Annotated in this window: 21 protein-coding genes and 3 pseudogenes; 9 read left to right on the top strand and 15 right to left on the bottom strand. The window is 65.1% G+C overall.

Annotated features, from left to right (window positions below; translation table 11 throughout):
• The first annotated feature begins 481 nt into the window (after positions 1 to 481).
• Positions 482 to 814: a cupin domain-containing protein gene (locus tag M1248_RS19805; RefSeq protein WP_317149488.1), complete on the top strand. Its 333-nt coding sequence runs from the start codon at positions 482 to 484 to the stop codon at positions 812 to 814.
• Positions 815 to 1120: 306 nt separating this feature from the next.
• On the opposite strand, the gene M1248_RS19800 is transcribed toward M1248_RS19805, so the two are convergent.
• Complete coding sequence (locus M1248_RS19800) at positions 1121 to 1639, bottom strand: DUF488 domain-containing protein (RefSeq protein ID WP_317149487.1); 519 nt, start codon at positions 1637 to 1639, stop codon at positions 1121 to 1123.
• Between the two features lie 505 nt (positions 1640 to 2144).
• Here M1248_RS19800 and M1248_RS19795 point away from each other — a divergent pair.
• The 3 genes and pseudogenes from M1248_RS19795 to M1248_RS19785 all read left to right on the top strand — a co-directional run.
• Positions 2145 to 2450, top strand: a complete 306-nt coding sequence (locus M1248_RS19795; protein ID WP_317149486.1) for a hypothetical protein — start codon at positions 2145 to 2147, stop codon at positions 2448 to 2450.
• 270 nt (positions 2451 to 2720) lie between these two features.
• Entirely contained in the window at positions 2721 to 5075 is a 2355-nt protein-coding gene (locus M1248_RS19790; RefSeq protein WP_317149485.1) for a glycoside hydrolase family 65 protein, read from the top strand.
• A 435-nt stretch (positions 5076 to 5510) separates the two neighbouring features.
• Positions 5511 to 6521: pseudogene (locus M1248_RS19785) on the top strand (Acg family FMN-binding oxidoreductase); the annotation flags it as partial.
• A gap of 36 nt (positions 6522 to 6557) precedes the next feature.
• Here the strand turns inward: M1248_RS19785 and M1248_RS19780 are convergent.
• Positions 6558 to 6758: pseudogene (locus M1248_RS19780) on the bottom strand (cytochrome ubiquinol oxidase subunit I); the annotation flags it as partial.
• A gap of 172 nt (positions 6759 to 6930) precedes the next feature.
• Positions 6931 to 7914: an Acg family FMN-binding oxidoreductase gene (locus M1248_RS19775; RefSeq protein WP_410506704.1), complete on the bottom strand. Its 984-nt coding sequence runs from the start codon at positions 7912 to 7914 to the stop codon at positions 6931 to 6933.
• Positions 7915 to 8236: 322 nt separating this feature from the next.
• On the opposite strand from M1248_RS19775, the gene M1248_RS19770 reads away from it, so the two are divergent.
• Positions 8237 to 8680, top strand: a complete 444-nt coding sequence (locus tag M1248_RS19770) for a hemerythrin domain-containing protein (protein WP_260755014.1) — start codon at positions 8237 to 8239, stop codon at positions 8678 to 8680.
• 46 nt (positions 8681 to 8726) lie between these two features.
• On the opposite strand, the gene M1248_RS19765 is transcribed toward M1248_RS19770, so the two are convergent.
• From M1248_RS19765 to fdxA, 4 genes are read right to left on the bottom strand one after another with little or no spacing between them, the layout of a single operon-like run.
• Complete coding sequence (locus tag M1248_RS19765) at positions 8727 to 9068, bottom strand: cupin domain-containing protein (RefSeq protein ID WP_260755015.1); 342 nt, start codon at positions 9066 to 9068, stop codon at positions 8727 to 8729.
• A 19-nt stretch (positions 9069 to 9087) separates the two neighbouring features.
• Entirely contained in the window at positions 9088 to 9513 is a 426-nt protein-coding gene (locus tag M1248_RS19760) for a hypothetical protein (RefSeq protein ID WP_260755016.1), read from the bottom strand.
• On the bottom strand, positions 9510 to 10139 hold the full coding sequence (locus M1248_RS19755; protein ID WP_260755017.1) for a helix-turn-helix transcriptional regulator: 630 nt from the start codon (positions 10137 to 10139) through the stop codon (positions 9510 to 9512). Before M1248_RS19755 ends, M1248_RS19760 begins: the two co-directional genes overlap by 4 nt.
• Positions 10136 to 10480, bottom strand: coding sequence for a ferredoxin (fdxA, locus tag M1248_RS19750; protein ID WP_260755018.1), 345 nt, complete (start codon positions 10478 to 10480; stop codon positions 10136 to 10138). The genes M1248_RS19755 and fdxA overlap by 4 nt, the downstream gene beginning before the upstream one ends.
• 50 nt (positions 10481 to 10530) lie before the next feature.
• On the opposite strand from fdxA, the gene M1248_RS19745 reads away from it, so the two are divergent.
• The 3 genes from M1248_RS19745 (at position 10531) to M1248_RS19735 (ending at position 13046) form a co-directional block, all read left to right on the top strand.
• The gene (locus M1248_RS19745; protein ID WP_260755019.1) at positions 10531 to 11352 is read left to right on the top strand and encodes a class I SAM-dependent methyltransferase; all 822 of its coding nucleotides are present in this window, start codon (positions 10531 to 10533) and stop codon (positions 11350 to 11352) included.
• Positions 11349 to 11753 (top strand): group III truncated hemoglobin, encoded by a 405-nt coding sequence (locus tag M1248_RS19740; protein ID WP_260755020.1) that lies wholly within the window; start codon positions 11349 to 11351, stop codon positions 11751 to 11753. The genes M1248_RS19745 and M1248_RS19740 overlap by 4 nt, the downstream gene beginning before the upstream one ends.
• Positions 11754 to 11858: 105 nt before the next feature.
• On the top strand, positions 11859 to 13046 hold the full coding sequence (locus M1248_RS19735; RefSeq protein WP_317149484.1) for an FAD-binding domain: 1188 nt from the start codon (positions 11859 to 11861) through the stop codon (positions 13044 to 13046).
• A 71-nt stretch (positions 13047 to 13117) separates the two neighbouring features.
• Here the strand turns inward: M1248_RS19735 and narI are convergent.
• The 5 genes and pseudogenes from narI to M1248_RS19710 all read right to left on the bottom strand — a co-directional run.
• A pseudogene (gene narI / locus M1248_RS19730) lies at positions 13118 to 13855 on the bottom strand (respiratory nitrate reductase subunit gamma); the annotation flags it as partial.
• A complete protein-coding gene (gene narJ / locus M1248_RS19725; RefSeq protein ID WP_317149483.1) occupies positions 13848 to 14504 on the bottom strand; it encodes a nitrate reductase molybdenum cofactor assembly chaperone in 657 nt (218 codons plus the stop codon). The pseudogene narI and the gene narJ, both read right to left, overlap by 8 nt.
• Positions 14504 to 16168: a nitrate reductase subunit beta gene (gene narH, locus M1248_RS19720; RefSeq protein ID WP_317149482.1), complete on the bottom strand. Its 1665-nt coding sequence runs from the start codon at positions 16166 to 16168 to the stop codon at positions 14504 to 14506. Before narH ends, narJ begins: the two co-directional genes overlap by 1 nt.
• Before the next feature lie 31 nt (positions 16169 to 16199).
• Positions 16200 to 19886, bottom strand: a complete 3687-nt coding sequence (locus tag M1248_RS19715; protein ID WP_317149481.1) for a nitrate reductase subunit alpha — start codon at positions 19884 to 19886, stop codon at positions 16200 to 16202.
• A complete protein-coding gene (locus M1248_RS19710) occupies positions 19883 to 21109 on the bottom strand; it encodes a nitrate/nitrite transporter (RefSeq protein WP_317149560.1) in 1227 nt (408 codons plus the stop codon). Before M1248_RS19710 ends, M1248_RS19715 begins: the two co-directional genes overlap by 4 nt.
• 566 nt (positions 21110 to 21675) lie before the next feature.
• Here M1248_RS19710 and M1248_RS19705 point away from each other — a divergent pair.
• Entirely contained in the window at positions 21676 to 22131 is a 456-nt protein-coding gene (locus tag M1248_RS19705; RefSeq protein WP_317149480.1) for a nitroreductase family deazaflavin-dependent oxidoreductase, read from the top strand.
• Between the two features lie 205 nt (positions 22132 to 22336).
• Here the strand turns inward: M1248_RS19705 and M1248_RS19700 are convergent, their stop codons facing one another.
• From M1248_RS19700 to M1248_RS19690, 3 genes are read right to left on the bottom strand one after another with little or no spacing between them, the layout of a single operon-like run.
• A complete protein-coding gene (locus M1248_RS19700) occupies positions 22337 to 23086 on the bottom strand; it encodes a succinate dehydrogenase/fumarate reductase iron-sulfur subunit (protein WP_317149479.1) in 750 nt (249 codons plus the stop codon).
• Entirely contained in the window at positions 23083 to 25047 is a 1965-nt protein-coding gene (locus M1248_RS19695; protein ID WP_317149478.1) for a fumarate reductase/succinate dehydrogenase flavoprotein subunit, read from the bottom strand. Before M1248_RS19695 ends, M1248_RS19700 begins: the two co-directional genes overlap by 4 nt.
• Complete coding sequence (locus tag M1248_RS19690) at positions 25044 to 25781, bottom strand: succinate dehydrogenase cytochrome b subunit (RefSeq protein ID WP_317149477.1); 738 nt, start codon at positions 25779 to 25781, stop codon at positions 25044 to 25046. The genes M1248_RS19695 and M1248_RS19690 overlap by 4 nt, the downstream gene beginning before the upstream one ends.
• Positions 25782 to 25904 lie beyond the last annotated feature (123 nt).

The raw sequence follows: 25904 nt of genomic DNA, 5'->3' as shown, positions 1-25904 counted from the left end.
CGCGGATCAGGTTTCGACAATTGTGAGTTCCCGTGATGCGGATGCGCTCACGAAGGGTCTGATCTGATGGCGGCACCATAGCGTCGGAACGGTTTGCTGCTCAGCGATTTCGACGCTACGCCGTTCACGTAACCGTGTCACATGATCCCCGCATCGGCCCGGCGTTGCGAAACCAGACGCGTAGGTACAGATCCCTGGCGTTGACGATCGCGAAGGCCACCGCACGCCCGCGCGCGCAGGACGTTGGAAGGTGAGGCTATGGGTTCGAGCGTGATTGGCCGACTTTCCTGGACGTCGTCGACACGCTGCGGACTGTGCAGCCGGGCTTCGTGATGGACGGCTTCAAGTGTGGTCGCGAACGCGTCGTCGTCCTCGGTGTGATCGGTCTTCGGGCGCCCCTCTCGAGCGCTGCTTGGGTTGTCCTCCGCTATGCCCGCCGGCCACGTTGGGGGGTCGGTGACGAGCAAGCATACTGAGAGGCATGCAACGGATCTCTCTGGATGCCCTGGCCACGCAGCAGCTCGAGTTGGCTGCCGCTCATGGCGGGCGACCCGCCGCCGATACCGTCGTCGGCGGTCATGAGCGTGTGCTGCGCCAGACGGTGGTCGGCATGATCAAAGGCAGCGAACTGGGCGAGCACAACAACCCCGGCGAGGCGACGGTGCACGTCTTGCGCGGGCGGGTCCGCCTGACATCTGAAGGCCAGGCCTGGGAGGGCCGCGCCGGTGACTTATTGAAGATTCCCAACGCTCGTCACGGCCTGCAAGCGCTTGAAGACTCGGCAATCTTGCTAACCGTGGCCAAGCTGGGGTGAGACCAAACCGGTGTTGTTCGATCGACACGGACGAAACCTCGAGCGGGCTGTCTCCCAGTGCACCTGAAGATGACCGGACAGGTCGTCGTCGAGCGGCGAGGCCAGATTGTGTTTTCCGTCGAGCACCCTCCCCGAGCTTGCTCGGTCCGATGCCCAACGACACCGCTGGGTGATCCTTATGCAGACCTCAGGCATCAGCGTGTTCGGCAACGGTTCGCGGAAGTTCTCCTCGATGCGGGTGGCGACCCGTGGGCACCTGCTGCGCGCGCCAACATGGTGATCGTCGGGTGATTGGCGGCCGGCCGATCACATTGAGGGATAGGTGATCTGTGATCCGTCGGCCTTCGCGAAGCTGGTCATCGTTGCAGGCGTCAGCTTTCCAGCGCCGATAATGTGCTGAACATCGACGCCGCGAACAAGCAGAGCGTCGGCGACAAGAGCACGATGACACCGCCAAAAGACGGCTTCGGCGCACATGATGACGGTAATGCGTTGTGCAGCAAGGGCAATGAGCTCGGCGAGCGCGTCCTGGAAAGGCGAAGTACTCATGTAGTCGGCGTACCCGCGGAAGGAGGCGTTTCGCCATCCGGTGTTGATTGACTCTTTGGCTGGCCGGCGTAATCCGCCGAGCCCGGGCAGATGCCGGTAGTCGATTCCAGCCGAGGCCAACGATCCTGGGAATCGGTCGATGTGGAACTGCGGATTGTGCCGGGACTTGGGCACCGTCCGGATGTCGGCCACGAGGTCGATGCCGAAGCACTTCAGCACCCCAATGAATTCCTGCACCGTGCGAGTGGAATGACCGACGGTGTAAATGGTCGACATGATGCCCCCCGCGGTGCACTACTTTTTTCGAGTTCGGGCGCCCGTGATGCACACGGTTCACGCGATATATCAAGTCTGCCGCGTTTCGCACGACCACCCTTTCGGCCGGCGTGGCCACACCTCAGATGCGGCTTTCGCCGCCGCGACAGGACACACCTCAGCAAAGTTTCATATCAGCACGAGCATCCCCAGCGCCGAGCATCGGACTCACCGGTGAGCCGGTTGCGGCGAAGCAACGGCCGTGCGCGCGCCTGGCTCCTCGATCAGAAGCCCAATTAATTTTGCTGTGACGCACTGGACTTTCTATCGCCGGGATAGTCGTCGATCCGCACAAATTCGCGCCGCGACGAATGGTGATCTCGCTGAAGTGAGACGTCGCCCACAACCGGAACGGAACATCTGACCTGCGTGTTGAACCAGATGTAAAGCGAAAAAGTCGTCAACTTGAAGCAGAATTGCGATCTTCGCTGCACATACCGAAAAATAAATAGCGGAAGGCATTGTCATGAAATATATCGCATTTGCGACGCTTGCTGCTAGTTCTCTGGTCGCGGCGAGCCTGGGACTGGTTGCCCCAGCAGTGGCCGCGCCGACAGGCCCCGGAACGGCGCAGGACACGGTGAACTCGTTACAGGCCAGTGGCTTCAACGTCGTCCTCAACAAGGTCGGCAATGCGCCACTAGAGCAATGCACAGTGACCTCGGTCCGGCCCGGCCAGACTTACGCACGCACAGACTCCGGCGTCCCCGGAGCCAACCATCCCGTGACCACCGTCACCAACCAGACGGTCTACGTCGACCTGCGCTGCTGACAGTGAAAAGAATGGGCCCGAGGGCTGTGCATCTAACCCTGCGCGCCGGGCCTGGAACGAGGTGGTCGCTCACCGATGATCTCTATGGGCAGATGTCGTCTGCAGCGGCGCGGGTCATTCCGAACCACCACTGGCTTGATGCCCGGCGCGTTCCTCTGCGGATCGAACCGGCGGGGCGCAAACTGCTGACATGCGCCGGTTACCGATCGCCGCCGCCTTTCGGCAGCGCAGACCGGCCGCGGTCGGGCTCGACAACCCGATGAGCCAGCGATGATCAACCATCCGTCGTTCAGCATCGAACCTTGGTGCCTGCGCGCGACAGAACTCGACCTGGACGTGCTCGGGCAGACCGAGTCGGTTTTCGCGCTGTCCAATGGGCATATCGGCTGGCGGGCCAATCTCGATGAGGGCGAACCACATTGGTTGCCCGGCAGCTACCTCAATGGAGTGCATGAGCTGCGGACACTGCCGTACGCCGAGCCCGGCTACGGCTACCCCGAGTCCGGCCAGACGATCATCAACGTCACCAACGGCAAGGTGATCCGCCTACTCGTCGACGACGAACCCTTCGACGTCACCCACGGCCGGGTGGATGCCCACGAGTGGTGTCTGGACTTCCGGGACGGCGTATTGAACCGCCGTACCGACTGGACATCGCCGGCGGGATGCGCGGTGCGGGTGTCCTCGACCCGGCTGGTGTCGCTTGTGCACCGGTCGATCGGTGCGATCCGTTATGAGGTCGAGGCGCTCGACCGACCGATGCGGGTGGTGGTGCAGTCCGAATTGGTCGCCAATGAAGCGCTGCCGGCGCCGACCGGTGACCCCAGGGCCGGGCCGGCAGATACGGCGCCGCTGATCGGCGAGAAACACGCGGCCAAGGGCGCCCGCGCCGGGTTGGTTCATTCCACCGAGCGCAGCGAGCTGCGCATCGCCGCCGTGATGGATCATGTCGTCGACGGACCGGCAGGCACCGTGGTGGAGTCCGAAACCTTCCCGGATCTGGGTCGGGTGACCGTCACGGCGAAACTCGAACCCGGCCAAAGGCTTCGGCTGGACAAGTTCGTCGCCTATGGATGGTCAGCAACCCGGTCGCTGCCCGCGGTGTGGGATCAGGCCGACGCTGCACTGGCCGGTACACGACACACCGGCTTCGACGGACTGTGCGCCGAACAACGCGGTTACCTTGACGACTTCTGGGCTCGCGCCGATGTCGAACTCGACGGGGATCCCGAAATTCAACAGGCGGTGCGGTTTTCGCTGTTTCACGTGCTGCAGGCCGGCGCTCGCGCGGAGGGCCGCGCGATCCCCGCCAAAGGACTCACCGGCAACGGTTACAACGGGCACAGCTTCTGGGACACCGAACAATACGTGTTGCCGGTACTGACCCAGGTCGCCCCGGATGCCGCCGCCCACGCGCTGCGCTGGCGCCACTCCACCCTGCCGATGGCCACCGCACGCGCCACCCAGCTCGGGCTCGCCGGTGCCGCCTTCCCGTGGCGCACCATCCACGGCGAAGAATGCTCCAGCTACTGGCCCGCCGGCACCGATGCGTTTCACATCAACGCCGACATCGCCGACGCCGTCATCCGCTACCTCGACACCACCGGCGATCGGGACTTCGACCGCGAGGTCGGCGTTGAGCTGCTCACCGAAACCGCCCGGCTGTGGGCAAGTTTGGGCCACCACGACACCGACGGCAACTTCCGCATCGACGGGGTCACCGGCCCCGACGAATACAGCGCGATCGCCGACAACAACGTCTACACCAACCTGATGGCCCAACAGAACCTGCGCGCGGCCGCCGACGCCGTCGGCCGACACCCCGACATCGCCCGCAACCTCAGCGTCGACGCGGAAGAAGCCGCCGCCTGGCGAGACGCCGCCGATGCCATGTATGTCCCCTATGACGAGGAGCTAGGCGTGCACCCGCAGGCCGACGGCTTCACCGCCCACCAAATCTGGGATTTCGCCGCTACCACCGCCGGCCAATACCCGCTGCTGTTGCACTACCCGTATTTCGATCTGTATCGCAAACAGGTGGTCAAACAGGCCGACCTGGTGCTGGCCATGCACCGGCGCACCGATGCGTTCACCGCGCAGCAGAAAGCCCGCAACTTCGCCTACTACGAACCGCTCACCGTCCGCGACTCGTCGCTGTCGGCCTGCACTCAGGCGGTCATCGCCGCAGAGGTCGGCCACACCGACCTGGCCTATGACTACCTCGCCGAGGCCGCCCTGATGGACCTCGACAACCTCGAACACAACACCCGCGACGGCCTGCACATCGCCGCCCTCGCCGGAAGTTGGATCGCCCTGATCGCCGGGCTGGCCGGGATGCGAGACCAAAACGGTGCCCTCACGTTCGCGCCCCGCCTCCCCGACGCACTGACCAGGCTCGCCTTCACCATCGCGATGCGCGGACGCCGCCTCGACATGCAGATCACAGCGACATCGGCGACCTACACCCTGCACACGGGTGAACCGCTGCTCATCAGCCACCATGGACAGCCGATCACGGTGACCGCAGGCGACCCGATCACCAGACCGATCCCCAGGTCCTCGGTCACCACCCCGCAGCCGACACAACCCCCCGGGCGCGCCCCGGCCCCCCGACACCGCCGGTAGCGCGAACGTCGAGGCGCTGCACCGGGGCGCTGGCACCGCTGAGGTAGTCGATGCGCGGGCCGCTGCGGGCAGTCGTTGAAATCCGGACATCAGCGTCCCGAGACTGCCGGGCCGCCGGTGCTGGCAATGCGAAATATCAGTAGGTGCTGAATGGTCATGCGTCTATCTCGGCACTTGCCCTCACTGGTGGGCTGCGGCGCAGGTCGAGTCGTAAACGCGTGGCAGGCGGGACCGTTGCCTATCTGACCAGTCGGCAAAGTGGTTGGTGGTGGTGCCCCTCCAGCAGAGGCGGGGACGTGTTTGTGTCAATGCAGTTCAGGAATGCCTTTAGGTCGCCATACCAAATGCTCAGGTAACCGGGGCTTTCGTCCCTAGCGGGCGGCACCGGTCAGCGGTGACTCTGGAAGTCGTAAGAACCTCTACACACGGAGAGCAGTAAGGGCCATGAACGCTCGCTTCCCGGATCACGACACGATCCACACCGCGTTGTCGCTCGCCACTCGGGCGCCGTCGATCCATAATTCCCAACCCTGGCGGTGGCGGGTGGGCACCCAGAGTCTGCATCTGTATGCCGATCCGGACCGGCGTCTGCCCAACACCGATCCGGACACCCGCGATCTGCTGCTGAGTTGTGGCGCATCGCTGAATCACGCTGTCGTCGCATTGGCGGCACTCGGATGGCAGACCAAAGTGCACCGGTTGCCCAACCCCGCTGACCCGGACCATCTGGCGGCCATCGAGGTTTATCGCCACCCCGCCAGTGACCTTGACGTGGTGTCGGCGGCGGCGATACCGAAGCGACGCACCGACCGCCGGCGCTACAACGCGTGGTGCGTTCCGGACACCGACGTGGCGCTGATGGGTGCTCGCGCGGCGCGCGCCGGGGTGATGTTGCGGCAAGTCGCGTTGCTTCCGAAGCTTCAACGCATTGTGGCCCAAGCGGTTTGGCAGCATGCAACAGATCACGATTATCTCGTTGAGTTATCGACCTGGAGCGGTCGACATGCAGCGTTGGCGGGTGTGCCGGCCCGAAACACACCGCAGTCGGATCCGACCGCCCCGATTCCGGGTCGGCTGTTCGCCGGTCCCGCGTTGGCGCAGCCGCCCAATGTTCCACCCGAAGACGACGCCGCTACGGTGTTGGCGCTCGGGACCAAAGACGACAGCCCATTGGCCCGGCTACGCGCCGGTGAGGCCACCAGCCTGATGCTGCTCACGGCCACCGCGCTGGGGCTGGCGAGTTGCCCGGTCACCGAGCCTCTCGAGATCGCCGAAACGCGAGAAGCCGTCAAAGAAGATGTATTTGGTGACAGCGGCTATCCGCAGATGTTGTTGCGTATCGGCTGGGCGCCGGTTAATGCCGACCCGCTTCCATCGACCCCTCGCCGCCCACTGACGGACGTCGTCGAGTGGCTGGACGATGAGCCCTTACGGCAGTGGAGCTGACCACCGCAGCAACGTGCCGCCAGCGGGAACGCGGTCGGCCGGCTCGGTGCGATATGAACAGGCCATCAGCCCGCCGATGAAGAAGAAGATGAAGCAGGCAACCATGTACATGATGCCGATCAGCTTGTGATCGGTGGTCGTCACCAGCTTGTAGACCAGGTTGCCCTTGGGCCCGAGCCGCGCCGGGAACGGCCGGCGTGCCTTGAGTCCTGGCAGCGGGGGCGCTTCGGCGGTCATCAGGGCCTCCAGACCGGCACCGACCGGTGTCGGTGTCCTGTGTGTCGTTCCGTCATTCGTGACCGCCGCACGTGGGTAGATCGGCGGCCGCACGCCGATGACTGCCATCATCGTCGCGTCTGAGGCTGGGGACAACCGTTTGATGTTGAGCGTGTTCAGCCGAATGAAGCGGTTACCTGGGGAATGCGAGGACCTCACCGAGCGGGCGGCGCGGCGTTGGCCGAACCTGCTGCTCATTGACCGGCGTCCTGCCGACTCGGATCAACAGTTGAGGCAAACCGTCTTGTCCTGTGATCTGGCGGATGAGGTCGCGACTGGGCGAAACCTCGGTCATGTGGGTAAGGGTGCAGGTGGCCAGACCAACGACGGTGCACTCGAGCAGCACTGTCGATAACGCCTCACCACAGCGCAAGACGTCAACTCGGTCGTCGTCGCGGGTGGACAGCACGAGGATCTTGGAGTCGTCCTGCTCGATCTGGGGGCGACGCCTGCCGTATCCGGCGGTCGGGAACGATCGTGCGACGTCGACGCGACCAGCCTCCGACGCCGCGACCCGCGAATTCGGCGGCACACCCTGATCGAGCTCAAACGGTGATGTCCACCAACGTAATTCGGACTGATAGGTGGGATCGTGGCGTCGCAGGTCCTCGGTCAGTCGCGACGCTTCTGCAAGCTGTTGGCGCGCATCATCGGGCACGACGTCCAGCGTCACGCCATGCGCGCCGATCGCGCTGGCAAGTTGTGACTCCAGAGCGGCCCAGTTCCTCGGGACGGCAAACGGTAATCGGTCCGTGCGACGTCGCAGGATCGCCTCCGCGCGTAGGCGTTGAGCCTCTGTCGGCGTCGGAATCCAAGCCAAGTCGAGTCTCGCCAGGTGGTCGGGTTGGTCGGCATTCGGGAACCGGCCGGTGTGGGCGTCCCAGCCTGCCGCGGCCATCGCGACCCGGAGGTGATCGAGCACCGCTCCACAGCTCAACAGCAACTCCCGGCCGGAGGGATCAGCGGCCTGTAACAGCCGTTGACGATCGGAGAACAAGTGAAGGCACGCGCCGTCGGCCACCCAGCGCCAGGGTTGGCTGTTGTGCAACGACGGCGCGCGGCAGGCCAGCATCACCGCGTCGTGGACCACGTGCCGTTCTGGCGCCATTGGTGTCATCGCAACCATCAGCCTGTCAGACCATCCGCCATCGGGGCGCGCTTTCTGCAGGCAGCCACCGATGCCTTCGTCCACGCCGTATGACGCCAATAACGGGTCAGCCTAGAACGACCCGGTGTCATGTCGGCGGCGGCGATTTCGACGGTGCGGCGCACCAACACATCGAGTCGAGGTGACGGCCTTCACCATGGCCGTTCGTTCGATGTTGAACGACGCGATGGCTGCCACGGCGGCCTACCACCGACTCCGGTGAGTCCGGACACCCCGACGGACCGACGCGTAGCGTTTGGAAGTGATGTGCCACTACTGCGGGTGTCGAGAGATGCCGCTGCTGCGCGACTACATCGCCGAACACGAACGTGCCATCAACTTCGGCGGCGACGCGGTGCGGGCCATCGATCGGGGCGACCTGGCCCAGGCACGGCACCTGCTCGCTGAGATGGCGACAGAACTGGCCGCGCACTGGCTCGGCGAGGAAACCGGGCTGTTTCGGGTGATGTCGCGCGAGGAGATGTACGCAGAGCACATCGCTCCACTGGTTCGCGAGCACCGCGAGCTGGCCGAACTGCTCGCCACGGTCGAGATCTCCACAGCCGACGGCAAGCAGGCCATCCGCGACGCGATGTCCGACCTGTATGAACACATCAGCAAGGAGGAGGACGGACTCTTCCCCGCCTCGCTGACCGCGCTCGACGGCGACGAGTGGGACGCATCGATCGACGCATGGCATGCCGCGCACCCAGGCAGACGCATGATCGCCCGGTGATTGACTGCACCACCGGCCGACTCCACGAACGTGTCGCGCAGCGTGATCACGCGCGCGGAAGCTGCGCAACGACCGTCAGCAAAATCACCGAGTCTTCAATCGCCGTCAGCGCGTGCCGCTCGGATGGGATCGTTACGTGATCGCCCGTCTTACCTTCCCACGCATCAGATTTCGTGTGGAGGCGGACGTGGCCGCGTAGCACCTGAAGCGTCGCCTCACCCGGGCTGTCGTGCTCAGCCAGCTCCTGCCCAGCCGCCAACGCCATGACCGTCTGCCGCAATTCGTGATCGTGACCACCGTGAATGGTGTGCGCAGCCCGGCCGCTGTGCGCCGTGCGCGCCTCGGTCAGCTTCTCTTCGGCCATGTCGATCAGTGAAATTGATTCCATCTCGGGATATCTCTCCTGTTCAGCCGGACAGCAACAGTATTCCGCCGAGGGCAAGGCCGATCACCTTGACCACTTCGAGCAAAACGTACGCGTAATGCGCGCGCGAGCGGGACCCCTCGTCGCCCGCCAACACCGCATCGGAGCGGCGCGCCAACCGCGGTCGCACGCCCAGCAGCTGGCCGACCAGCGCGACGACGGCGATCGCGAACGCCACGACGACGCTGACTGATGGGCGACTGAGCGTCAAGGCAGCGAGGATGCCGACGGCGAGTAGCGACTCAACGGTGTTGAGCGCACGAAAGACCATGCGCCCGATGCCCAGTCCGATCTGCAGCGTTACGCCCGGAGCCCGGAACTTCAGTGGCGCTTCCAGGAACGAGATGGCCAGCACCATGCCCAGCCAAACGAAGGTGAGAGCGACCGCGAACGCCGACGCAGGACTCACGATGCCGCGGCCGGCGTGAGGTGGGCCAGACACAAGTCCGGCTCCACGAACGGATCCAGCCGGTCAACTGTGACCGGTGCACTCCACGTCGCCAGCGCCCCCTGCATGAGCCCCAGGTGGATCGGGCAGACGACCGCCGAGCGATCCTGCGCCAGTTCGAGGAACGGGCAATGACGCAGCCCGATTTGCGGCTGCCCGTGAGCTGTCCGTCGTTGCGGTGCGAACCCGAGTTCGTCGAGCAACTCGACCAGCCGATTGATCGACTGTTGGGCGCCTGGCGCCTTTCTCGTCGGGCCGGTCACCCGCCGTGCCCACGCCTGGCCGGCCTCGAGTGCCTTGGCGCTGGCGTTGCGGTCCCCGGCAAGGGCCAACGTGAGGATCTCGGCGAGCACTCGGTAGCGCCGGGTCCCGCCGGGGTCCATCCCACGCACAGCGCGAAACATCAGCGGCGGACGGCCCGGGCGCCTGCGGTCGGGCTCGACACGTTCGACCCGGCCCTCGGTGACCAGGGTGTCCAGATGGAACCGGACCGTATTCGGATGCACCCCAAGCTCATCGGCGATCTGCGGGATCGTCAACGCAGTGGTCGCACCCCTCAAAACGGCCAGCACACCTTCTCGACTCACTCTTGTACCCTCGGCAGCCCCGACACCAGTGGCGTGTCCACCCCGAGCGGACCGACTTTCGCCGCACCGCCCGGTGATCCCAGTGGGCTGTCGCGGCCGGGCAGAGATTCTGTAAAGAAAGCCGCATTGTCGGCCAGGTGAGGCCCCTGCTCTTCGGGGAGGTCGTCCTCGTAGAAGATCGCCTCCACCGGGCACACCGGCTCACACGCGCCGCAGTCGACACACTCGTCGGGGTGGATGTACAACGCGCGCCCGCCTTCGTAGATGCAGTCGACCGGGCACTCCTCGATGCAGGACCGATCCATCACGTCGACACATGGCTTCCCAATCACGTATGTCATGAACTAGAGTTTATACAACAGCACCTGTAAAAGCATAGAGGGAGATATGAATGTCTCAGCGCGACACGGCCGACGCCGATCTGCCCCTGCCGTTGGCCACTCGCCACGACGCCGCGGTGCAGGGCCACTGGCTGCTGGCGCGCCTCGGCAAGCGTGTGCTTCGACCAGGAGGGGCAGAACTCACCCACAAACTGTTGGCGCTGGCCGACCTAGCAGCCAGCGATGTGGTCGAACTGGCACCAGGACTGGGTCGCACCGCAGCCGAAATCATTCACCGCCGCCCGCGTTCCTATGTGGGAGTCGAGCAGGATCCCAACGCCGCCGCGGCGGTCCGGTCGATCGTGTCCGGATACGGCCACGCCCGCGTCGCCGACGCGGCCGACACCGGGCTACCCGACGGGAGTGCAGATGTTGTGGTCGGCGAGGCGATGCTGACCATGCAGAACGATAAAGCCAAGGCGGCCATCGTCGCTGAGGCGACGCGGCTACTGCGGCGCGGGGGCCGATACGCCATCCACGAACTCGCCCTGACGCCCGACGAGCTGCCCGACGATGTCAAGACCGACATCCGCCAGGCCCTAGCCAAGTCGATCAAAGTCAACGCGCGTCCGCTCACCGTCGCCGAGTGGCAACAGCTGCTGGCCGACCAGGGCCTGCGCGTGGACCACATCGAGACCGCCCCCATGGCGCTGCTGCAACCACGACGGCTGGTTTCCGACGAGGGCCTTCTCGGCGCGCTGCGGTTCGCCAAGAATGTGCTCACCCACCGCGATGCGCGCCGACGTGTGCTTGGCATGCGTCGCACCTTCGTCAAGCATCGCGACCGATTGACCGCCGTGGCCATCGTCGCGCGCAAATCGGGCGACCTATGACGGATCTGGCCAGCCGTGCTGACGTGGAGGAGTTGTTGCGGCGCTTCTACGGCCGGGTGTTCGTCGACGATGTCCTCGCCGAACCGTTCATCGAGTTACGGGCGAAGGGGCTCGAGTCGCATCTTGCGGTGATGTGCGACTTCTGGGAGACCGTCCTGTTCCGCGCGGGGCTCTACCACGGCAGCGCCCTGGTGGTTCATCGGCGGCTTCACGATCGGCATCCATTGTCCGCCAACCACTTTGTGCGCTGGCTACAACTGTGGAATGCCGCCATCGACGAGAAGTACCACGGTCCTGTCGCGGAACGCGCGGCGATCCAGGCCGCCAGAATCGCCAAAGCGATGCACCGCCGGCTGCGAGGCGTCGACGCAAGCGAACTCGACGCATTATTGGTGGGCTGAACTTGTTGCTCCCCGCACATGCATTCCAGTCGGCGGGTTGGTATCGAGGACGCTTTAGTGGTCATCGATAACATCGCTATCTGATCGGTCAGAGGAGCTGAGGCTTTGAAAATTGCGATCAGCGGAGCTGGTGTGGCGGGGCCGGCGCTCGCGCACTGGCTGCACCGAAGCGGCCACGAGCCGACATTGATCGAGCGAGCGCCGCACTTTCGCACCGGCGGCTACGTGATCGACTTCTGGGGAGTGGGCTACCGCGTCGCGCAACTGATGGGGATCGAGGCGGCCATCCGCGAGGCCGGCTACCAGGTGCAGTCGATCCGCTCGGTCGGGCCCGACAATCAAGTGCGAGCCAGCGTGGGCGTCGACGCTTTCCGGCGCGCAACTGGCGCCGGTTTCACCAGCCTGCCGCGCGGGGACCTGGCCGCCACCATCTACGCCACCATAGAAGACGACGTCGAAACGATCTTCGGTGATTCCATCACCGCCATCAACGAACACCCCGACGGCGTGAGAGTCAGCTTCGCCCAAGCCAAGTCCCGGGATTTTGACCTCGTCATCGGTGCCGACGGGTTGCACTCCAACGTGCGTCGCCTGACGTTCGGGCCCGAGTCAGACGTCGAACACTATTTGGGCTGCCGGGTCGCCGCCTGTGTTGTCGAGACGTATCGGCCCCGCGATGACCTGGTCTACGTGACCTACAGCGAGCCGGGTCGATCTATCGGACGGTTTACCCTGCGGGGCGATCGCACCTTGTTTCTGTTCGTGTTCCGCTCTAGCCACGCCGCCGACCCCGGCAACGTTGAGGCGCGCAAGGAGATTCTGCGCCGCGAATACGGTGCTGCAGGCTGGGAATGCCCCCACATCCTTACAGCGCTGGACGGCGTCGATGATCTGTACTTCGATGTCGTCAGCCAGATTCGGTTGGATCGCTGGTCGCGTGGCCGGACCGCGCTCGTCGGCGACGCAGCCGCCTGTGTCTCCTTGCTGGCCGGCGAGGGCACCGGTCTGGCGATGACAGAGGCCTATGTGCTAGCGGGCGAACTCGTTTGTGCCCGTGGGGATTACTGGCGGGCCTTCGACGCCTACGAGACGCGACTGCGCCGTTTCGTCGAAGCCAAACAGGGCGCCGCCCAGAAGTACCTTCCTGTCTTCGCGACACAGACGAGGCTGGGCATCTGGTTTCGCAACCTGGCCATGAGGGCGATGGACTTCCGTCCGCTCGCCGGGCTGCTCCTCACCCGAAGCGTGCGCGACGACTTCGAATTGCCCGACTACCCGACCATGAGCACATGACCGGGCACGGCGCCCACACCGGCAGCGTGCGCGTCGGTCCCGCATTTCGTTAGCGATGTGATCAGATGGCGTCACCAGCCTCGGCGCCGCGGGTGCGACCCCACCAACTCGTCCTTCGCTGCCACCTCACGACTGCGGTAGACGATGTAGGGCCGGAATAGGTAGCCGATCGGCGCACTGAACGCGTGCACCAGTCGGCTGAATGGCCACAGCGCGAATAACACCAACGCGATCATCACGTGCAGCTGGTAGTACAGCGGCGCCTCGGCCATCAGATCACCGCGCGGCTGCAGCACCCAGATGGAGCGAAACCACACGGACACCGATTCGCGGTAGTTATAAGCCTCGCCCACGACACCGGATCCCAGCGCCGTGGCGTAGAGGCCCAAGACGATGGCCAGCACCAACACGACGTACATGATCTTGTCGTTGACGGTGGTGGCCATGAACACCGGTCCGCGGGTGCGGCGTCGGTAGATCAGCAGCGCGGCGCCGGCCAGGGTGGTGATCCCGGCGATCGTGCCGAGCGTCACGGCCTGCACGTGGTAGGCGTGCTCGCTCATCCCGATTGCGGCGGTCCAGGACTCCGGGATCAGCAGGCCGATGACGTGGCCGACGATGACCACCAGGATGCCGAAGTGAAACATCGGGCTGCCAATCCGCAGCAGTCGTGACTCGTAGAGCTGCGAGGAGCGGGTGGTCCACCCGAACTTGTCGTAGCGGTATCGCCACCAGGTGCCGACCACGACGATGGCCAGCGTCACATACGGCACTGTGTTCCAGAACGCTTCGCCCAGCATCTCACCGGTCTCCTTCGGCTCGCCGGGGCGGCACGGTCAATGTGAACGGTTGCAGTCCAACGGCTTCGGCGGGCGGCCCGGCTTGCGTGAGATGCTGCGCGCGTTGCATATCCTGGTCGGTGGCCGCGGGCAGCGTCTGGCACACCGCGGCGACGGTGTGCGCGTACGGCGAATCCATGTCCGTCAATGCCGTGCACAGCACGTCGATCGGCACCCGGTGCTCGGTGAGTAATCGCCGCCCGGCGTCGGGGTCGACGGTGGCGGCGAACTCCAGCACCACCGGCAGGAAATCCGGCGCCTCATGTTGTGGCGGTTTGACATCGGCGTCGCGGTACGCCCGTGCGAACGCAAGCATTTCGCTGCCGCGGTTGCGGGTGTCACCGGCGGTCCAGTACGTCAGGTACATCGTCGTACGGCGCTGCAGGTCGAACGTTTCGACGTAGTCGGCGGCCGCCCGCAGCGGATCGGATGCCCGCAGCGTCACCACAGTCAGTGCTAGCAGTTCGCCCGCCCCGCCGGTGACCTGATTCAGGAGGCGCTCCACGGTGTCGAGTCGCTCGGCGCACCGATCGTCGGGGTAGGCCAGCAGCAGTGAGGCCGACTGCCATATCAATCGGTCCTGCAGCGCCTGCTTCGGGGCGCGGTTCAGCAGCTTCATCAGCGATGCGCCTCCCCGTTGCCGTGCCCGCCGGGGAATATGCCGTCGGGTACACCGCGGCCGTCCCAGTTGAGCAGGTTCACTCGCGACGGGTGCTCGGCGTTGGCGGCCATCCCCTCATCGGTCTGCCGTTGCCGCAACGCATGGAACGTCTCCACCGCCACCGGCACAGGCCCACCGCTGGCCTCCCCGAACGGACCGGACTCGTACATGCCCGGCCCACCCTCGAACGACAGTGAGCAGCCCGGCTCCTCCAACTCGTGGGCCTCGACAGCGTAGGCAGTCGGAATGACATAGCGCTCTTCATATTTCGCCAGCGCTAACAACCGGTACATCTGATACATCTGCTCTTCGGTCATCCCGACCGCCTGCGGAATATGCGGCTGTGTTTCGCGACCCAGATTGATATCGCGCATGTAGGACCGCATCGCCGCCAGCCGACGCAACACCCCCTCCACCACCGTGGTGTCGCCGGCGGTGAACAACTCGGCCAGATACTGGATGGGAATGCGCAGCGCCTCCAGCGCTCCGAACAGGTTGCCGAGCTCCTCCCCGTCGTGACCGTCACGGCTGACGGCGTCGACCACCGGCGACAGCGGAGGGATGTACCACACCATCGGAACGGTCCGGAATTCCGGATGCAGCGGCAGCGCGACCTTGTAGGTGTTGATCAACGCGTGCACGGGCGAGCGCTGCGCGGCCTCGATCCACTCATCGGAGATGCCCTCCGCGCGCGCCCCGGCGATGACCTCCGGATCGGTCGGGTCAAGCAGGATCTGCCGGTGCGCCTCATACAGATCCTTCTCGTCTACCACTGACGCGGCTTCCAGCACCCGGTCCACGTCGTAGAGCACCAGCCCCAGGTAGCGCAGCCGGCCCACGCACGTCTCGGAGCACACGGTGGGCAGGCCGACCTCGAGCCGCGGGTAGCACAGCGTGCACTTCTCGGCCTTGCCGGTCTTGTGGTTGAAATACACCTTCTTGTAGGGACATCCGGACACGCACATCCGCCAGCCGCGGCAGCGGTCCTGATCGACGAGCACAATGCCGTCCTCGGTGCGCTTGTACATCGCCCCGGACGGGCACGACGCCACGCACGACGGGTTCAGGCAGTGCTCGCAGATCCGCGGCAGGTAGAACATGAAGGTCTGTTCGAGCTCGAGGCGGACCTGTTCGCTGACTTTCTTCAGGATCGGGTCGCCGGGCACTATCTCGGGCGAGCCGGCCAGGTTGTCGTCCCAGTTCGCCGACCACGACACCTTCATCGGCTTGCCGCTGATCAGGCTGCGCGGCGGCGCGACGGGCATCTGTTCACCGAGCGGCGCGTTGATGAGGTTCTCGTAGTCGTAGGTCCACGGCTCGTAGTAGTCGTCGATGCTGGGCAGCTTCGGGTTGGAGAAGATCCGCAGCAGCTTGTGCAGCCGGCCGCCGTCGCGCAGCCGCAGCCGCCCCTTTCGATCGCGTATCCAGCCGCCGCGCCAGCGCTCCTGATCTTCGTAGGTGCGCGGATAGCCTTGGCCGGGACGGGTTTCGACGTTGTTGAACCACACGTACTCGGTGCCGGCCCGGTTGGTCCAGGCCTGCTTGCAGGTCACCGAGCAGGTGTGGCAGCCGATGCACTTGTCGAGGTTCATCACCATCGCCATCTGTGCCATGACCTTCATCGTCTGCCTCGCTCATGCTTCGCTCGGTGCATCAGTACGTCACCTTCTGGTTGCGACGGCGGACCATCGTCACCTCGTCGCGTTGATTGCCGGTCGGGCCGAGATAGTTGAACGCGAAAGTGTTCTGCGCATACCCGCCGGCCAGGTGGCTGGGCTTGATCAGCAGTCGGGTCAGCGAATTGTGGATACCGCCGCGATTACCGGTCGTCTCGGACAGCGGCACGTCGATGGTGCGTTCCTGCGCGTGATAGACGAACACTACGCCCTCGGGCATCCGGTGCGAGACGATCGCCCGGCATACCACCACGCCGTTGCGGTTGACCGCCTCGATCCAGTCGTTGTCGCGCACATCGACCTTGGCGGCATCCGCCGGACTCATCCACATCGTCGGGCCACCCCGCGACAGTGACAGCATCAACAGGTTGTCCTGGTACTCGGAGTGGATCGACCATTTCGAGTGCGGGGTCAGATACCGTACCGTCAACCCGATTCCCTCGCTCCCCAGCGTCGGTTCACCGAACAGCCGCGCCATGTCCAACGGCGGCCGGTAAATGGGCATCTGCTCGCCGAGCTCTTCGAGCCAATCGTGGTCGACGTAGAAATGCATCCGGCCGGTGAGCGTGTGGAAAGGCTTGAGTTCCTCGATGTTCACGGTGAACGGCGCATACCTGCGGCCACCGGTTTCGCTACCCGACCATTCCGGGCTGGTGATCACCGGAACCGGCCGGGCCTGGGTGTCGGCGTAGGTGATACGGCGTTCCTCGCTGCCCTCGGCCAAGTGGACGAGCCTGCGGCCGGTGCGTTTCTCCAGTTCCCGGAAGCCCTCGACAGCCAAGCGCCCGTTCGACGTGCCCGACAGCGCCAGGATCACGTCGGCCATCCGCTCCGCCGAGGTGATCGCCGCGCGGCCCTGGGCCGGACCGGAATCCATCACGCCGAACTTGGCGGCTAGCTCGTGGACTTCCTGGTTCGGGTGGGTGGTGATGCCCTTAGTGGTGACTCCTAGTGTGTCGACAAGCGGCCCGAGCGTGGCCCACTTGTCGGCGACCGCCGCGTAGTCGCGTTCCACCGCCGCCACCGGGCCCATCGTCTTGCCCGGCACGGGCGCCTCACCCGTGACGCGCCAATCATGCTCGCTGCCACCGGGATACGCCATCGCACCAGGCGTGTCATGCTGAAGCGTGCCAATTACCACGTCGGTGCGGGTACCCAAGTGCTTCGCTGCCAGGGTGCTGAAGGCGCGGGCAATGGCGCCGAACGCCTCGTAATCCGACCGGGTCTCCCACGGCGGGTCGATAGCGGGGCTGAACGCATGCACATACGGGTGCATATCGGTACTGGACAGGTCCGCCTTCTCGTACCACGTTGCGGCGGGCAACACCACATCCGAGAGCAGGGTCGTGGAGGTCATCCGGAAATCGATCGACATCAGCAAGTCGAGCTTTCCCTCCGGGATGTCGTCGCGCCATGCAACATCGTTGGGCCGCAGCGCCTCCGGAGTCAGCTCCGCCTGCACGTTTGAGGTGGTACCCAGCAGATGGCGCAGGAAGTACTCGTTGCCCTTGCTCGACGAGCCCAGCAGATTGGCCCGCCACACGTCGAGCACCCGCGGCCAGTTAGCCGGATCGTCGGGATCAGTCACAGCCAGCTTGAGCTCACCCGAAGCGAGTAGCTCCGCGACGTATGCCGGGATCTCCTTGCCGGCGGCACGTGCCTCGTCGGCGACGTCGAGGCTGGAGCGCTCGAACTGCGGATAGAACGGCGTCCAACCCATCGCCACCGCGGTGGCCAACACGTCCATGGTGTGCTTGTCGCGAAACCGGCCGCGGCCCAACGGACTTGCGAGCGCGTCGGCACGGTAGCCGTCGTAGCGCCACTGGCCGGTGTGGGCATACCAGTACGAGGTGCCCGCCATCTGGCGCGGCGGCCGCGACCAGTCGCTGGCCATCGCCATCGTCGCCCATCCGGTCACGGGCCGGCATTTCTCCTGGCCGACGTAGTGCGCCCAACCGCCGCCGTTGCGGCCCATCGACCCGGTCAACAGCAGCAGGGCCAGCACGGCGCGGTAGGTGGCGTCGCCGTGGAACCACTGACAGATACCGGCGCCCATGATAATCATCGACCGACCACCCGATTCCTCGGCGTTGCGCGCAAACTCCTTGGCGACCCGGATCGCCTGGGCCGCAGACACTCCGGTGATCGGCTCCTGCCACGCCGGCGTGTAGGGCTGACTCGCATCGTCATAGCCGGCGGGCCAATCACCCGGCAGCCCGGGCCGCGAGACGCCGTACTGGGCCAGCATCAGATCGAACACCGTGCACACCAGATGCTCACCCACCCGCCGCACGGGCACCCCTCGAGCGAGGGTCTCGCCATGCCCGTCAACAGTGTCGAAGCGCGGCAGCTGAATCTGCGCGGTCTCGCCGTCTTCGCCGTGCGGCGGCGTGACGGTCAGCGCCGGCACCACGTCACCCAGGTCAAGATTCCACTTGCCCACACCCTCGTCGCCATAGCGGAATCCCAGCGACCCGCGCGGCACCGCGACCTCGTCGGTTGCGCCGTCGAGCAACACCGGCTTGAACGCCGCGTTCTCCACGTCCTGTCCCAGATCCGCCGCCGTCAGGTTCTTGCCCGCCACGAGGGCGCCGTCACGCTCCTCGAGCTTGACCAGGAACGGTAAGTCGGTGTAACGACGCACATAGTCGACGAAGAACGGGACACGCTGACGAACAAAGCATTCCGACAGAATCACATGACCCATCGCCATCGCCAACGCGCCGTCGGTGCCCGCAGCACACGGCATCCACTCGTCGGCGAACTTAGTGTTATCGGCATAGTCCGGGCTAACGGTGACCACCTTGGTACCCCGATAGCGCACCTCGGCCATCCAGTGCGCGTCCGGTGTCCGGGTAACGGGGACGTTAGAGCCCCACATCATCAGATACGACGCGTCCCACCAATCGCCGGACTCCGGCACGTCGGTCTGATCGCCGAACACCTGCGGCGAAGCGACCGGCAGGTCGGCGTACCAGTCGTAAAACGACGTCATCGCCCCGCCGATCAGTTCCACGAACCGTGACCCCGCGGCGTGACTGACCATCGACATCGCCGGGATCGGCGAGAAGCCCGCGACACGGTCCGGCCCATAGGTCTTGATGGTGTGCACGTGCGCGGCCGCGATCATCTCCGTCGCCTCGGCCCACGTCACCCGCACCAGCCCACCCTTGCCACGGGCCTGCTGGTAGCAGCGGCGCCGCCCGGCGTCGGCTTGAATGTCGGCCCACGCCAACACCGGATCTTCCAGGCGGGCCTTGGCCTCCCGATACATCTCCACCAGCACGCCACGGGCATACGGATAACGGACTCGGGTCGGCGAGTACGTGTACCAGGAGAACGCCGCACCGCGCGGGCAGCCGCGCGGTTCGTACTCCGGCCGGTCCGGGCCCACCGAGGGGTAGTCGGTTTCCTGGGTCTCCCAGGTGATGATGCCGTCCTTGACGTAGATCTTCCACGAACACGACCCGGTGCAGTTCACCCCGTGCGTGGAGCGCACTACCTTGTCATGACTCCACCGGTCGCGGTAAAAGACATCGCCTTGTCGGCCACCGCGGCGGGTGACGGTACGCAGGTCCTCGGAGAACTCGCCAGGGGTGAAGAACCGGCCGCTGCGCCCCAGCAGTTCCTCGATCGGCCCGCCGTTGCGCGGTGATGTCGTCACGTCGCGGCCTCCTTGGGTTGAGTCGCCGGTTCGTGGGCGTGCAGCCGCAACGCCGTGTAACCCAGCGCCACCAGCGCGGTTGCCACCAGTAGCAGCAGGCCGATCGTGTAGTTGTTAGCGACCGGGTCGTAGGTCGCGCCCATCACCAACGGCGGGAAGTAACCACCCAATCCGCCTGCGGCAGCGACGATTCCGGTCACCGAGCCCACCGACTGCGCAGGTGAGCGGCGCGCGACCCAGGCGAACACACCGCCGGTCCCTATGCCCAGGAACACCGCAAGGGTGATGAACGTCGCCGCCGACCACACATCGGGTGGGGGCTGAAAGACCGCGACGAACGCCAGCACAGCGACACCCGTCAACGACGCCAGCACCACATGCTTCGGAGCGATCCGGTCCGCCAGGGCGCCGCCGATCGGCCGGGCCAACACGGCAGCCAAGGCGAAACCGGCCGTGCGCGCGCCCGCGTCAACCGCGGAGAACCCGTAGATCGTTTTGATATACGTGGGCAGGTAATTGCTGAACGCGACGAAGCCGCCGAACACGACCGCGTAGAGAAACGACATCTCCCAGGTAACCGGCAGTTTGGCGGCCGCGATCAACTTCGGAACGACGGGTCGGGTATTCGGGGCGAAGGCTGGTGAGTTTCGCATCACGACCACGCAGGCAGCGGCAGTTACCGCGAGGGCAACCGCGACGATCACATGCGTGGTGAATAGGCCGAACCAGCGCACGAACCGCGGTGTGAAGAACGCGGACAGCGCGGTACCGACCATGCCCATGCCGAACACCCCGGTCGCAAAGCCGCGCCGCGACGCCTCGAACCAGCTGTTCGCGAAGGGGATGCCGACCGCAAAGATTGTTCCGGCGATACCCAGAAAGAAGCCGCATACCAGCAACAGCGGATACGACCCTGCTGCTCCGGCCGCACCGACGGCCAAAACCGGCACGATCGATGCCAGCGACACGGCGATGAACATCGTCCGTCCCCCGAACCGGTCGGTGAGCGAGCCGATGACGATCCGCCCCAAAGATCCGACCAGGATCGGTGTAGCGACCAGCATCGAGGCCTCGGTACTGCTCAAGTTCAGATCGCCGGCGTAGGTGGTGGACAGCGGGCCGATCATGTTCCAGGCCCAGAAGTTGATCGCCGAGACCCAGGTGGCCAGCACCAGGTTCACACTTCTGCTGGCGCCGGTGTCCGGCGGTGTCGCCGTGTTCACATCCACCAGAGAACCACGTGGTGAGCGGAAGATGAGCAGTTCAGCCAAAAAGGTTGTCGCCCAACACTGTACGGCAACCTAGAATCACCTAGATCGACTGTCATTGTCGTGTCTCCGGCGTTGGTGTGTCGTGACCTTCGCGCCCGGGTGTCGAAATCATCGGTCTCCGCTCAATCATTCGCGCGCATATCTGCGCCGGTTCGCTTAGCAAACACACCCTGAGGATGACCTCACCCACTGCCGATCCGAAAGGGGCGTTGGCCTTCACGCACGCAGGACCAAGGTCCCAACCTGGCACACCGACCCGTGGATTTCCCCGAATCGAGTGAATGAAATCGACACAACAGAAACGATCAACATGCACCCAACGGCGAATTAGTATCGTGACATCGAAGCGAAAACCGCCTGGAAGGTTCGGGCCAGCCAGGCTGGGACATAGCCGCCGAGCTACCTCACTAGGTGACCGATGAGCGCGTAGAGCCCAAGGCAGCCCCTGATCGATCAGCAAGCTCAGGAGCATCTTTTCGCATCGGGCGTGCTACGGCAATCCCTTTATACTCGAAAGAATGGCACTCAAGAGGCCGCCGCTATTTATCTCGGTTCTGGCTCCCCGTCTCTTGAAATGGATGTCGAAATCGAACGTGGCAATCTATCGCGCCACCGACGGGCGCGTCGGCGGCCACGAGCTGGAGCTGCCCCTGTGTCTGTTGATCACGACTGGCCGCAAGAGCGGGTTATCCCGAACGAGTCCACTGATATTCATGGCCGACGGTGGCCATGTGGTCCTGGTGGCATCACAGGGCGGTCTGCCCACACACCCAAAGTGGTTTCTGAACCTGTGCGCGAATCCTGAGGTTCACGTGCAAATCCGAGCGCAGACCCACACCATGCGCGCCCGCCTCGCCGAAGACGCGGAACGGAACCAGCTCTGGCCGCGACTCATTGCACACAACCCGCGATGGGCGAGATACCAATCGTGGACCGACCGCGTGATTCCGGTGGTGGTCTGCGAGCCAGTCTAGCTGTGTTGGCTCATGAGATTGGTTACCCGACGATCAGCTTCTTAAGTCCCGCGAATGACGAGTAGCCGTGCCGCCACGGCCCGATCACTGCATTCCGACGGACTCCTTTAGATTTAGATGGGCGAGTGCGCTGCCCACGCGGATTCACCGCAACCACGGCGTGAAGCGACTGCGCGTCGGCGTCGCACACTTGCGCAGGCTCTGGTCAGTCTTCGCGGTGGATCAGTGCGCCGAGGACATCGCGGTGGTAGCGGGAGATCACGTCGAGTTGGATGCCCTTCGGGCACACCGCCGTACATTCGCCGATCTGAGTGCAGCCGGCGAACCCTTCAGCATCGTGTTGGTCAATCATGGCGAGCGCGCGGGCCCGACGTTCGGCCTGGCCTTGGGGTAGGTCGCCGAGGTGGGTGATCTTCGCGCCCAGGAACAGCGCTGCCGAGCCATTTGGGCACGCCGCAACGCAGGCGCCGCAACCGATACAGGTCGCCGCGTCGAACGCCGCTTCGGCACGCGTCTTGGGCACCGGCACAGCCTGCGCATCGGGGGCAGCGCCCGTTGGCGCGGTGATATACCCGCCCGCGGCGATGATCCGGTCGAATCCGCTGCGATCGACGATGAGGTCCTTGATGACCGGGAACGGTGCAGCGCGCCAGGGTTCGACGTCGATCACGTCGCCGTCGGCGAAACTGCGCATATACAATTCGCAGGTTGTAATCACGCCTTGTGGCCCATGCGCAACGCCGTTGATGACCAACCCGCACGCCCCACAGATGCCTTCGCGGCAGTCGCTGTCGAACGCGACCGGATCCTCTCCTGCCCGGGTGAGCCGTTCGTTGAGGACGTCGAGCACCTCGAGAAACGACATGTCCGGCGAGATGCCCCGCACCCCATAGCCAACCATCGCACCCGCCTCACCCGGGGCCTTCTGGCGCCAAATCCGCAGGGTGAGATTCATTTGTAGCTCCGCTGTTTCATCTTGACGCTGCGATATTCGAGGTCTTCCCGGTGCAGCACCGGAGGGTGGTCCGCGCCGGTGAACTCCCAGGCGGCGACATACGCGAACCGGTCGTCGTCGCGCAGCGCCTCACCGTCGGCGGTTTGGCTTTCGACCCGGAAGTGACACCCGCACGACTCTTCGCGGTGCAGGGCGTCGATGCACATCAGCTCCGCCAGTTCGAAGAAATCCGCTACTCGGCCCGCCCGCTCCAGGGTCTGGTTCAGCTCCGCATTCTCACCGGTGACCGCGACGCTGCGCCAGAACTGCGCCTTGAGCTCTCGCACCCGCTCGATGGCCTCGGTCAGGCCCGCCTGTGTGCGTTCCATCCCGCAGTGGTCCCACAGGATGGTGCCAAGTTCCTTGTGGAAGGAGTGAACCGTCCGGTCGCCGCCAATGGACAGCAGGGCCTCGATCCGCCCGCGGACCGTGTCGGCGGCCTCGCGCGCGGCCGGGTGCGAGGCGTCGATCGGCTCGAACGGCGCCGCTGCCAGATAGTCGGTGAGGGTGGCGGGCAACACGAAGTAGCCGTCGGCCAGACCCTGCATCAGCGCGCTGGCGCCCAGCCGGTTGGCACCGTGATCGGAGTAGTTGGCCTCACCGATCACGAACAGGCCCGCAATGGTGCTCTGCAGGTCGTAGTCGACCCACAGTCCGCCCATCGTGTAGTGCACCGCGGGGTAGATTCGCATCGGCCTGCGGAACGGATCCTCGCCGGTGATCTGCCGGTACATCTCGAAGAGGTTGCCGTAGCGGTCCTCGATCACCGGGCGGCCCAGCCGCGCCAAGGCGTCGGCGAAGTCGAGGTAAACACCGAGCCCGCCGGGACCGACACCGCGCCCGTCGTCACACACCTTTTTGGCTGCGCGGGAAGCGACATCGCGCGGGACCAGGTTGCCGAACGCCGGATATCGGCGCTCGAGGTAATAGTCGCGGTCGGACTCGGGAATCTCGCCGGGGTGGCGGTCGTCGCCGCTGTTGGCGGGTACCCAGATCCGCCCGTCGTTGCGCAGCGACTCGCTCATCAGCGTCAGCTTGGACTGGTGCTCGCCGCTGACCGGGATGCAGGTCGGGTGGATCTGGGTGAAGCACGGGTTGGCGAACAGCGCCCCCCTGCGGTGCGCGCGCCAGGTCGCGGTGACGTTGCACCCCATCGCGTTGGTGGATAGGAAGTACGCATTGCCGTAACCGCCGGAGGCGAGCACGACGGCATCGGCGACGTGCGTTTGGATCTCGCCGGTCGTCATGTCGCGCACGATCACCCCTCGAGCCCTGCCGTCCGCGACGATCAGGTCGAGCATTTCGTGACGAGAATGCACGTCCACGGTGCCCATCCTGACCTGGCGTTCAAGCGCCTGGTACGCGCCGAGCAGCAGCTGCTGGCCGGTCTGCCCGCGGGCGTAAAAGGTGCGAGAGACCTGCACACCGCCGAACGAGCGGGTGTCGAGCAGCCCGCCGTACTCGCGGGCGAACGGCACCCCCTGGGCGACACATTGGTCAATAATCGAGCCGCTGACCTGGGCGAGACGGTAGACATTGGATTCGCGTGAACGGAAGTCGCCGCCCTTGATGGTGTCGTAGAACAGCCGGTAAACGCTGTCACCGTCGTTGCGGTAGTTCTTCGCCGCGTTGATCCCGCCCTGCGCGGCGATGCTGTGCGCGCGGCGCGGACTGTCCTGATAACAAAAGCTGGTGACCTGGTAGCCCGCCTCGCCCAGCGTCGCCGCGGCCGACGCCCCGGCCAGGCCGGTGCCGACGATGATCACCGAGAGCTCGCGCCGATTCGCCGGACTGATCAGCCGGGCCTCGAACTTGCGGGTGTCCCAGCGTTCCTCGATCGGGCCCGGCGGCGCCTTCTCGTCGACGATCGGATCCCCCACCGTGTAGTAGCCGGCGGACACCTCGGTCTGCGAGTTGTTCACCGGCCGACCCATCCGAACAGCACCGAGTACGGGACAATCAGGAAGCCGGCCGTGATCACCACCGCGACCACGACTGCGGCAACGTTGAGGCGGCGACGCCGCCGGACGCTGGTGTTCGCGCCCAACGTCGCGAACGCACTCCAAAACCCATGCCGCAGATGGAATCCCACCGCGATCAGCGCGACGGTGTAGCTCGCGACCACCCACCAAATCTGAAATCCGTTCACCAGCCGCACGTACGGGCTCGACGAGGCCCCGCCCGGGTGAATGATGTCCGTGCTCAGGTGCAGCAGGTGATAGACAATGAACGCTGCCACCGTCACCCCGCCCCAACGCATCGTGAATGATGCGTAGCTGCGTTGGACACCGCCGCGCGCCCGGGTGCTCTCATAGCGCCAACCGCCGCGCCCCGCCGTCGCCGAGCGAGCACGTCTCCACAGGATCAGCGCCGCACCTATGTGGATCACCACGCTGACTACTAGCACCACCCGCACGATCCAAAGTGCGCCGGCGTATGGCAGGAACGGCTCACCGACCGTACGGAGATGGTGCGCGTAGTCGTCGAACGCTGCCCGCCCTGAGAACGCCTTGAGGTTGCCGTACATATGCACCAGCAAAAACAGCACCATGACCAGGCCCGAGACCGCCATCGCCGCCTTGAGCACCACCGTCGACCGCAACGCCGACCCGCGGCGCTGAGCTGGCGTCAGAGACTGGACCGTCACCTCCGGCATGCTAGACGCGAACGATCGCACGGCATGCCGACATGGGGATTATGGGCATCGCATCGACCATCAGCGCCGCAACCTCCAGCAGCCACAAGTCCTACGACGCTTGTTTCCACTCTTGCAGCGGCT

Origin of the sequence: Mycobacterium sp. 29Ha (assembly GCF_032883055.1) — a bacterium.
In the GTDB taxonomy this organism is placed as follows: domain Bacteria; phylum Actinomycetota; class Actinomycetes; order Mycobacteriales; family Mycobacteriaceae; genus Mycobacterium; species Mycobacterium gallinarum.
This window is presented reverse-complemented; position numbering and strand designations above follow the sequence as displayed.

What these genes read in the sequence shown, in the direction of transcription:
- M1248_RS19790 (WP_317149485.1), top strand. Translation starts at nt 2,721, where the DNA reads ATGATCAACCATCCGTCGTTCAGCATCGAACCTTGGTGCCTGCGCGCG.
- M1248_RS19775 (WP_410506704.1), bottom strand. Translation starts at nt 7,914, where the DNA reads ATGACACCAATGGCGCCAGAACGGCACGTGGTCCACGACGCGGTGATG.
- M1248_RS19740 (WP_260755020.1), top strand. Translation starts at nt 11,349, where the DNA reads ATGACGGATCTGGCCAGCCGTGCTGACGTGGAGGAGTTGTTGCGGCGC.
- narH (WP_317149482.1), bottom strand. Translation starts at nt 16,168, where the DNA reads ATGAAGGTCATGGCACAGATGGCGATGGTGATGAACCTCGACAAGTGC.
- M1248_RS19700 (WP_317149479.1), bottom strand. Translation starts at nt 23,086, where the DNA reads ATGAATCTCACCCTGCGGATTTGGCGCCAGAAGGCCCCGGGTGAGGCG.
- M1248_RS19765 (WP_260755015.1), bottom strand. Translation starts at nt 9,068, where the DNA reads ATGGAATCAATTTCACTGATCGACATGGCCGAAGAGAAGCTGACCGAG.
- narJ (WP_317149483.1), bottom strand. Translation starts at nt 14,504, where the DNA reads ATGAAGCTGCTGAACCGCGCCCCGAAGCAGGCGCTGCAGGACCGATTG.
- M1248_RS19690 (WP_317149477.1), bottom strand. Translation starts at nt 25,781, where the DNA reads ATGCCGGAGGTGACGGTCCAGTCTCTGACGCCAGCTCAGCGCCGCGGG.
- M1248_RS19705 (WP_317149480.1), top strand. Translation starts at nt 21,676, where the DNA reads ATGGCACTCAAGAGGCCGCCGCTATTTATCTCGGTTCTGGCTCCCCGT.
- fdxA (WP_260755018.1), bottom strand. Translation starts at nt 10,480, where the DNA reads ATGACATACGTGATTGGGAAGCCATGTGTCGACGTGATGGATCGGTCC.
- M1248_RS19800 (WP_317149487.1), bottom strand. Translation starts at nt 1,639, where the DNA reads ATGTCGACCATTTACACCGTCGGTCATTCCACTCGCACGGTGCAGGAA.
- M1248_RS19795 (WP_317149486.1), top strand. Translation starts at nt 2,145, where the DNA reads ATGAAATATATCGCATTTGCGACGCTTGCTGCTAGTTCTCTGGTCGCG.
- M1248_RS19745 (WP_260755019.1), top strand. Translation starts at nt 10,531, where the DNA reads ATGTCTCAGCGCGACACGGCCGACGCCGATCTGCCCCTGCCGTTGGCC.
- M1248_RS19805 (WP_317149488.1), top strand. Translation starts at nt 482, where the DNA reads ATGCAACGGATCTCTCTGGATGCCCTGGCCACGCAGCAGCTCGAGTTG.
- M1248_RS19770 (WP_260755014.1), top strand. Translation starts at nt 8,237, where the DNA reads ATGCCGCTGCTGCGCGACTACATCGCCGAACACGAACGTGCCATCAAC.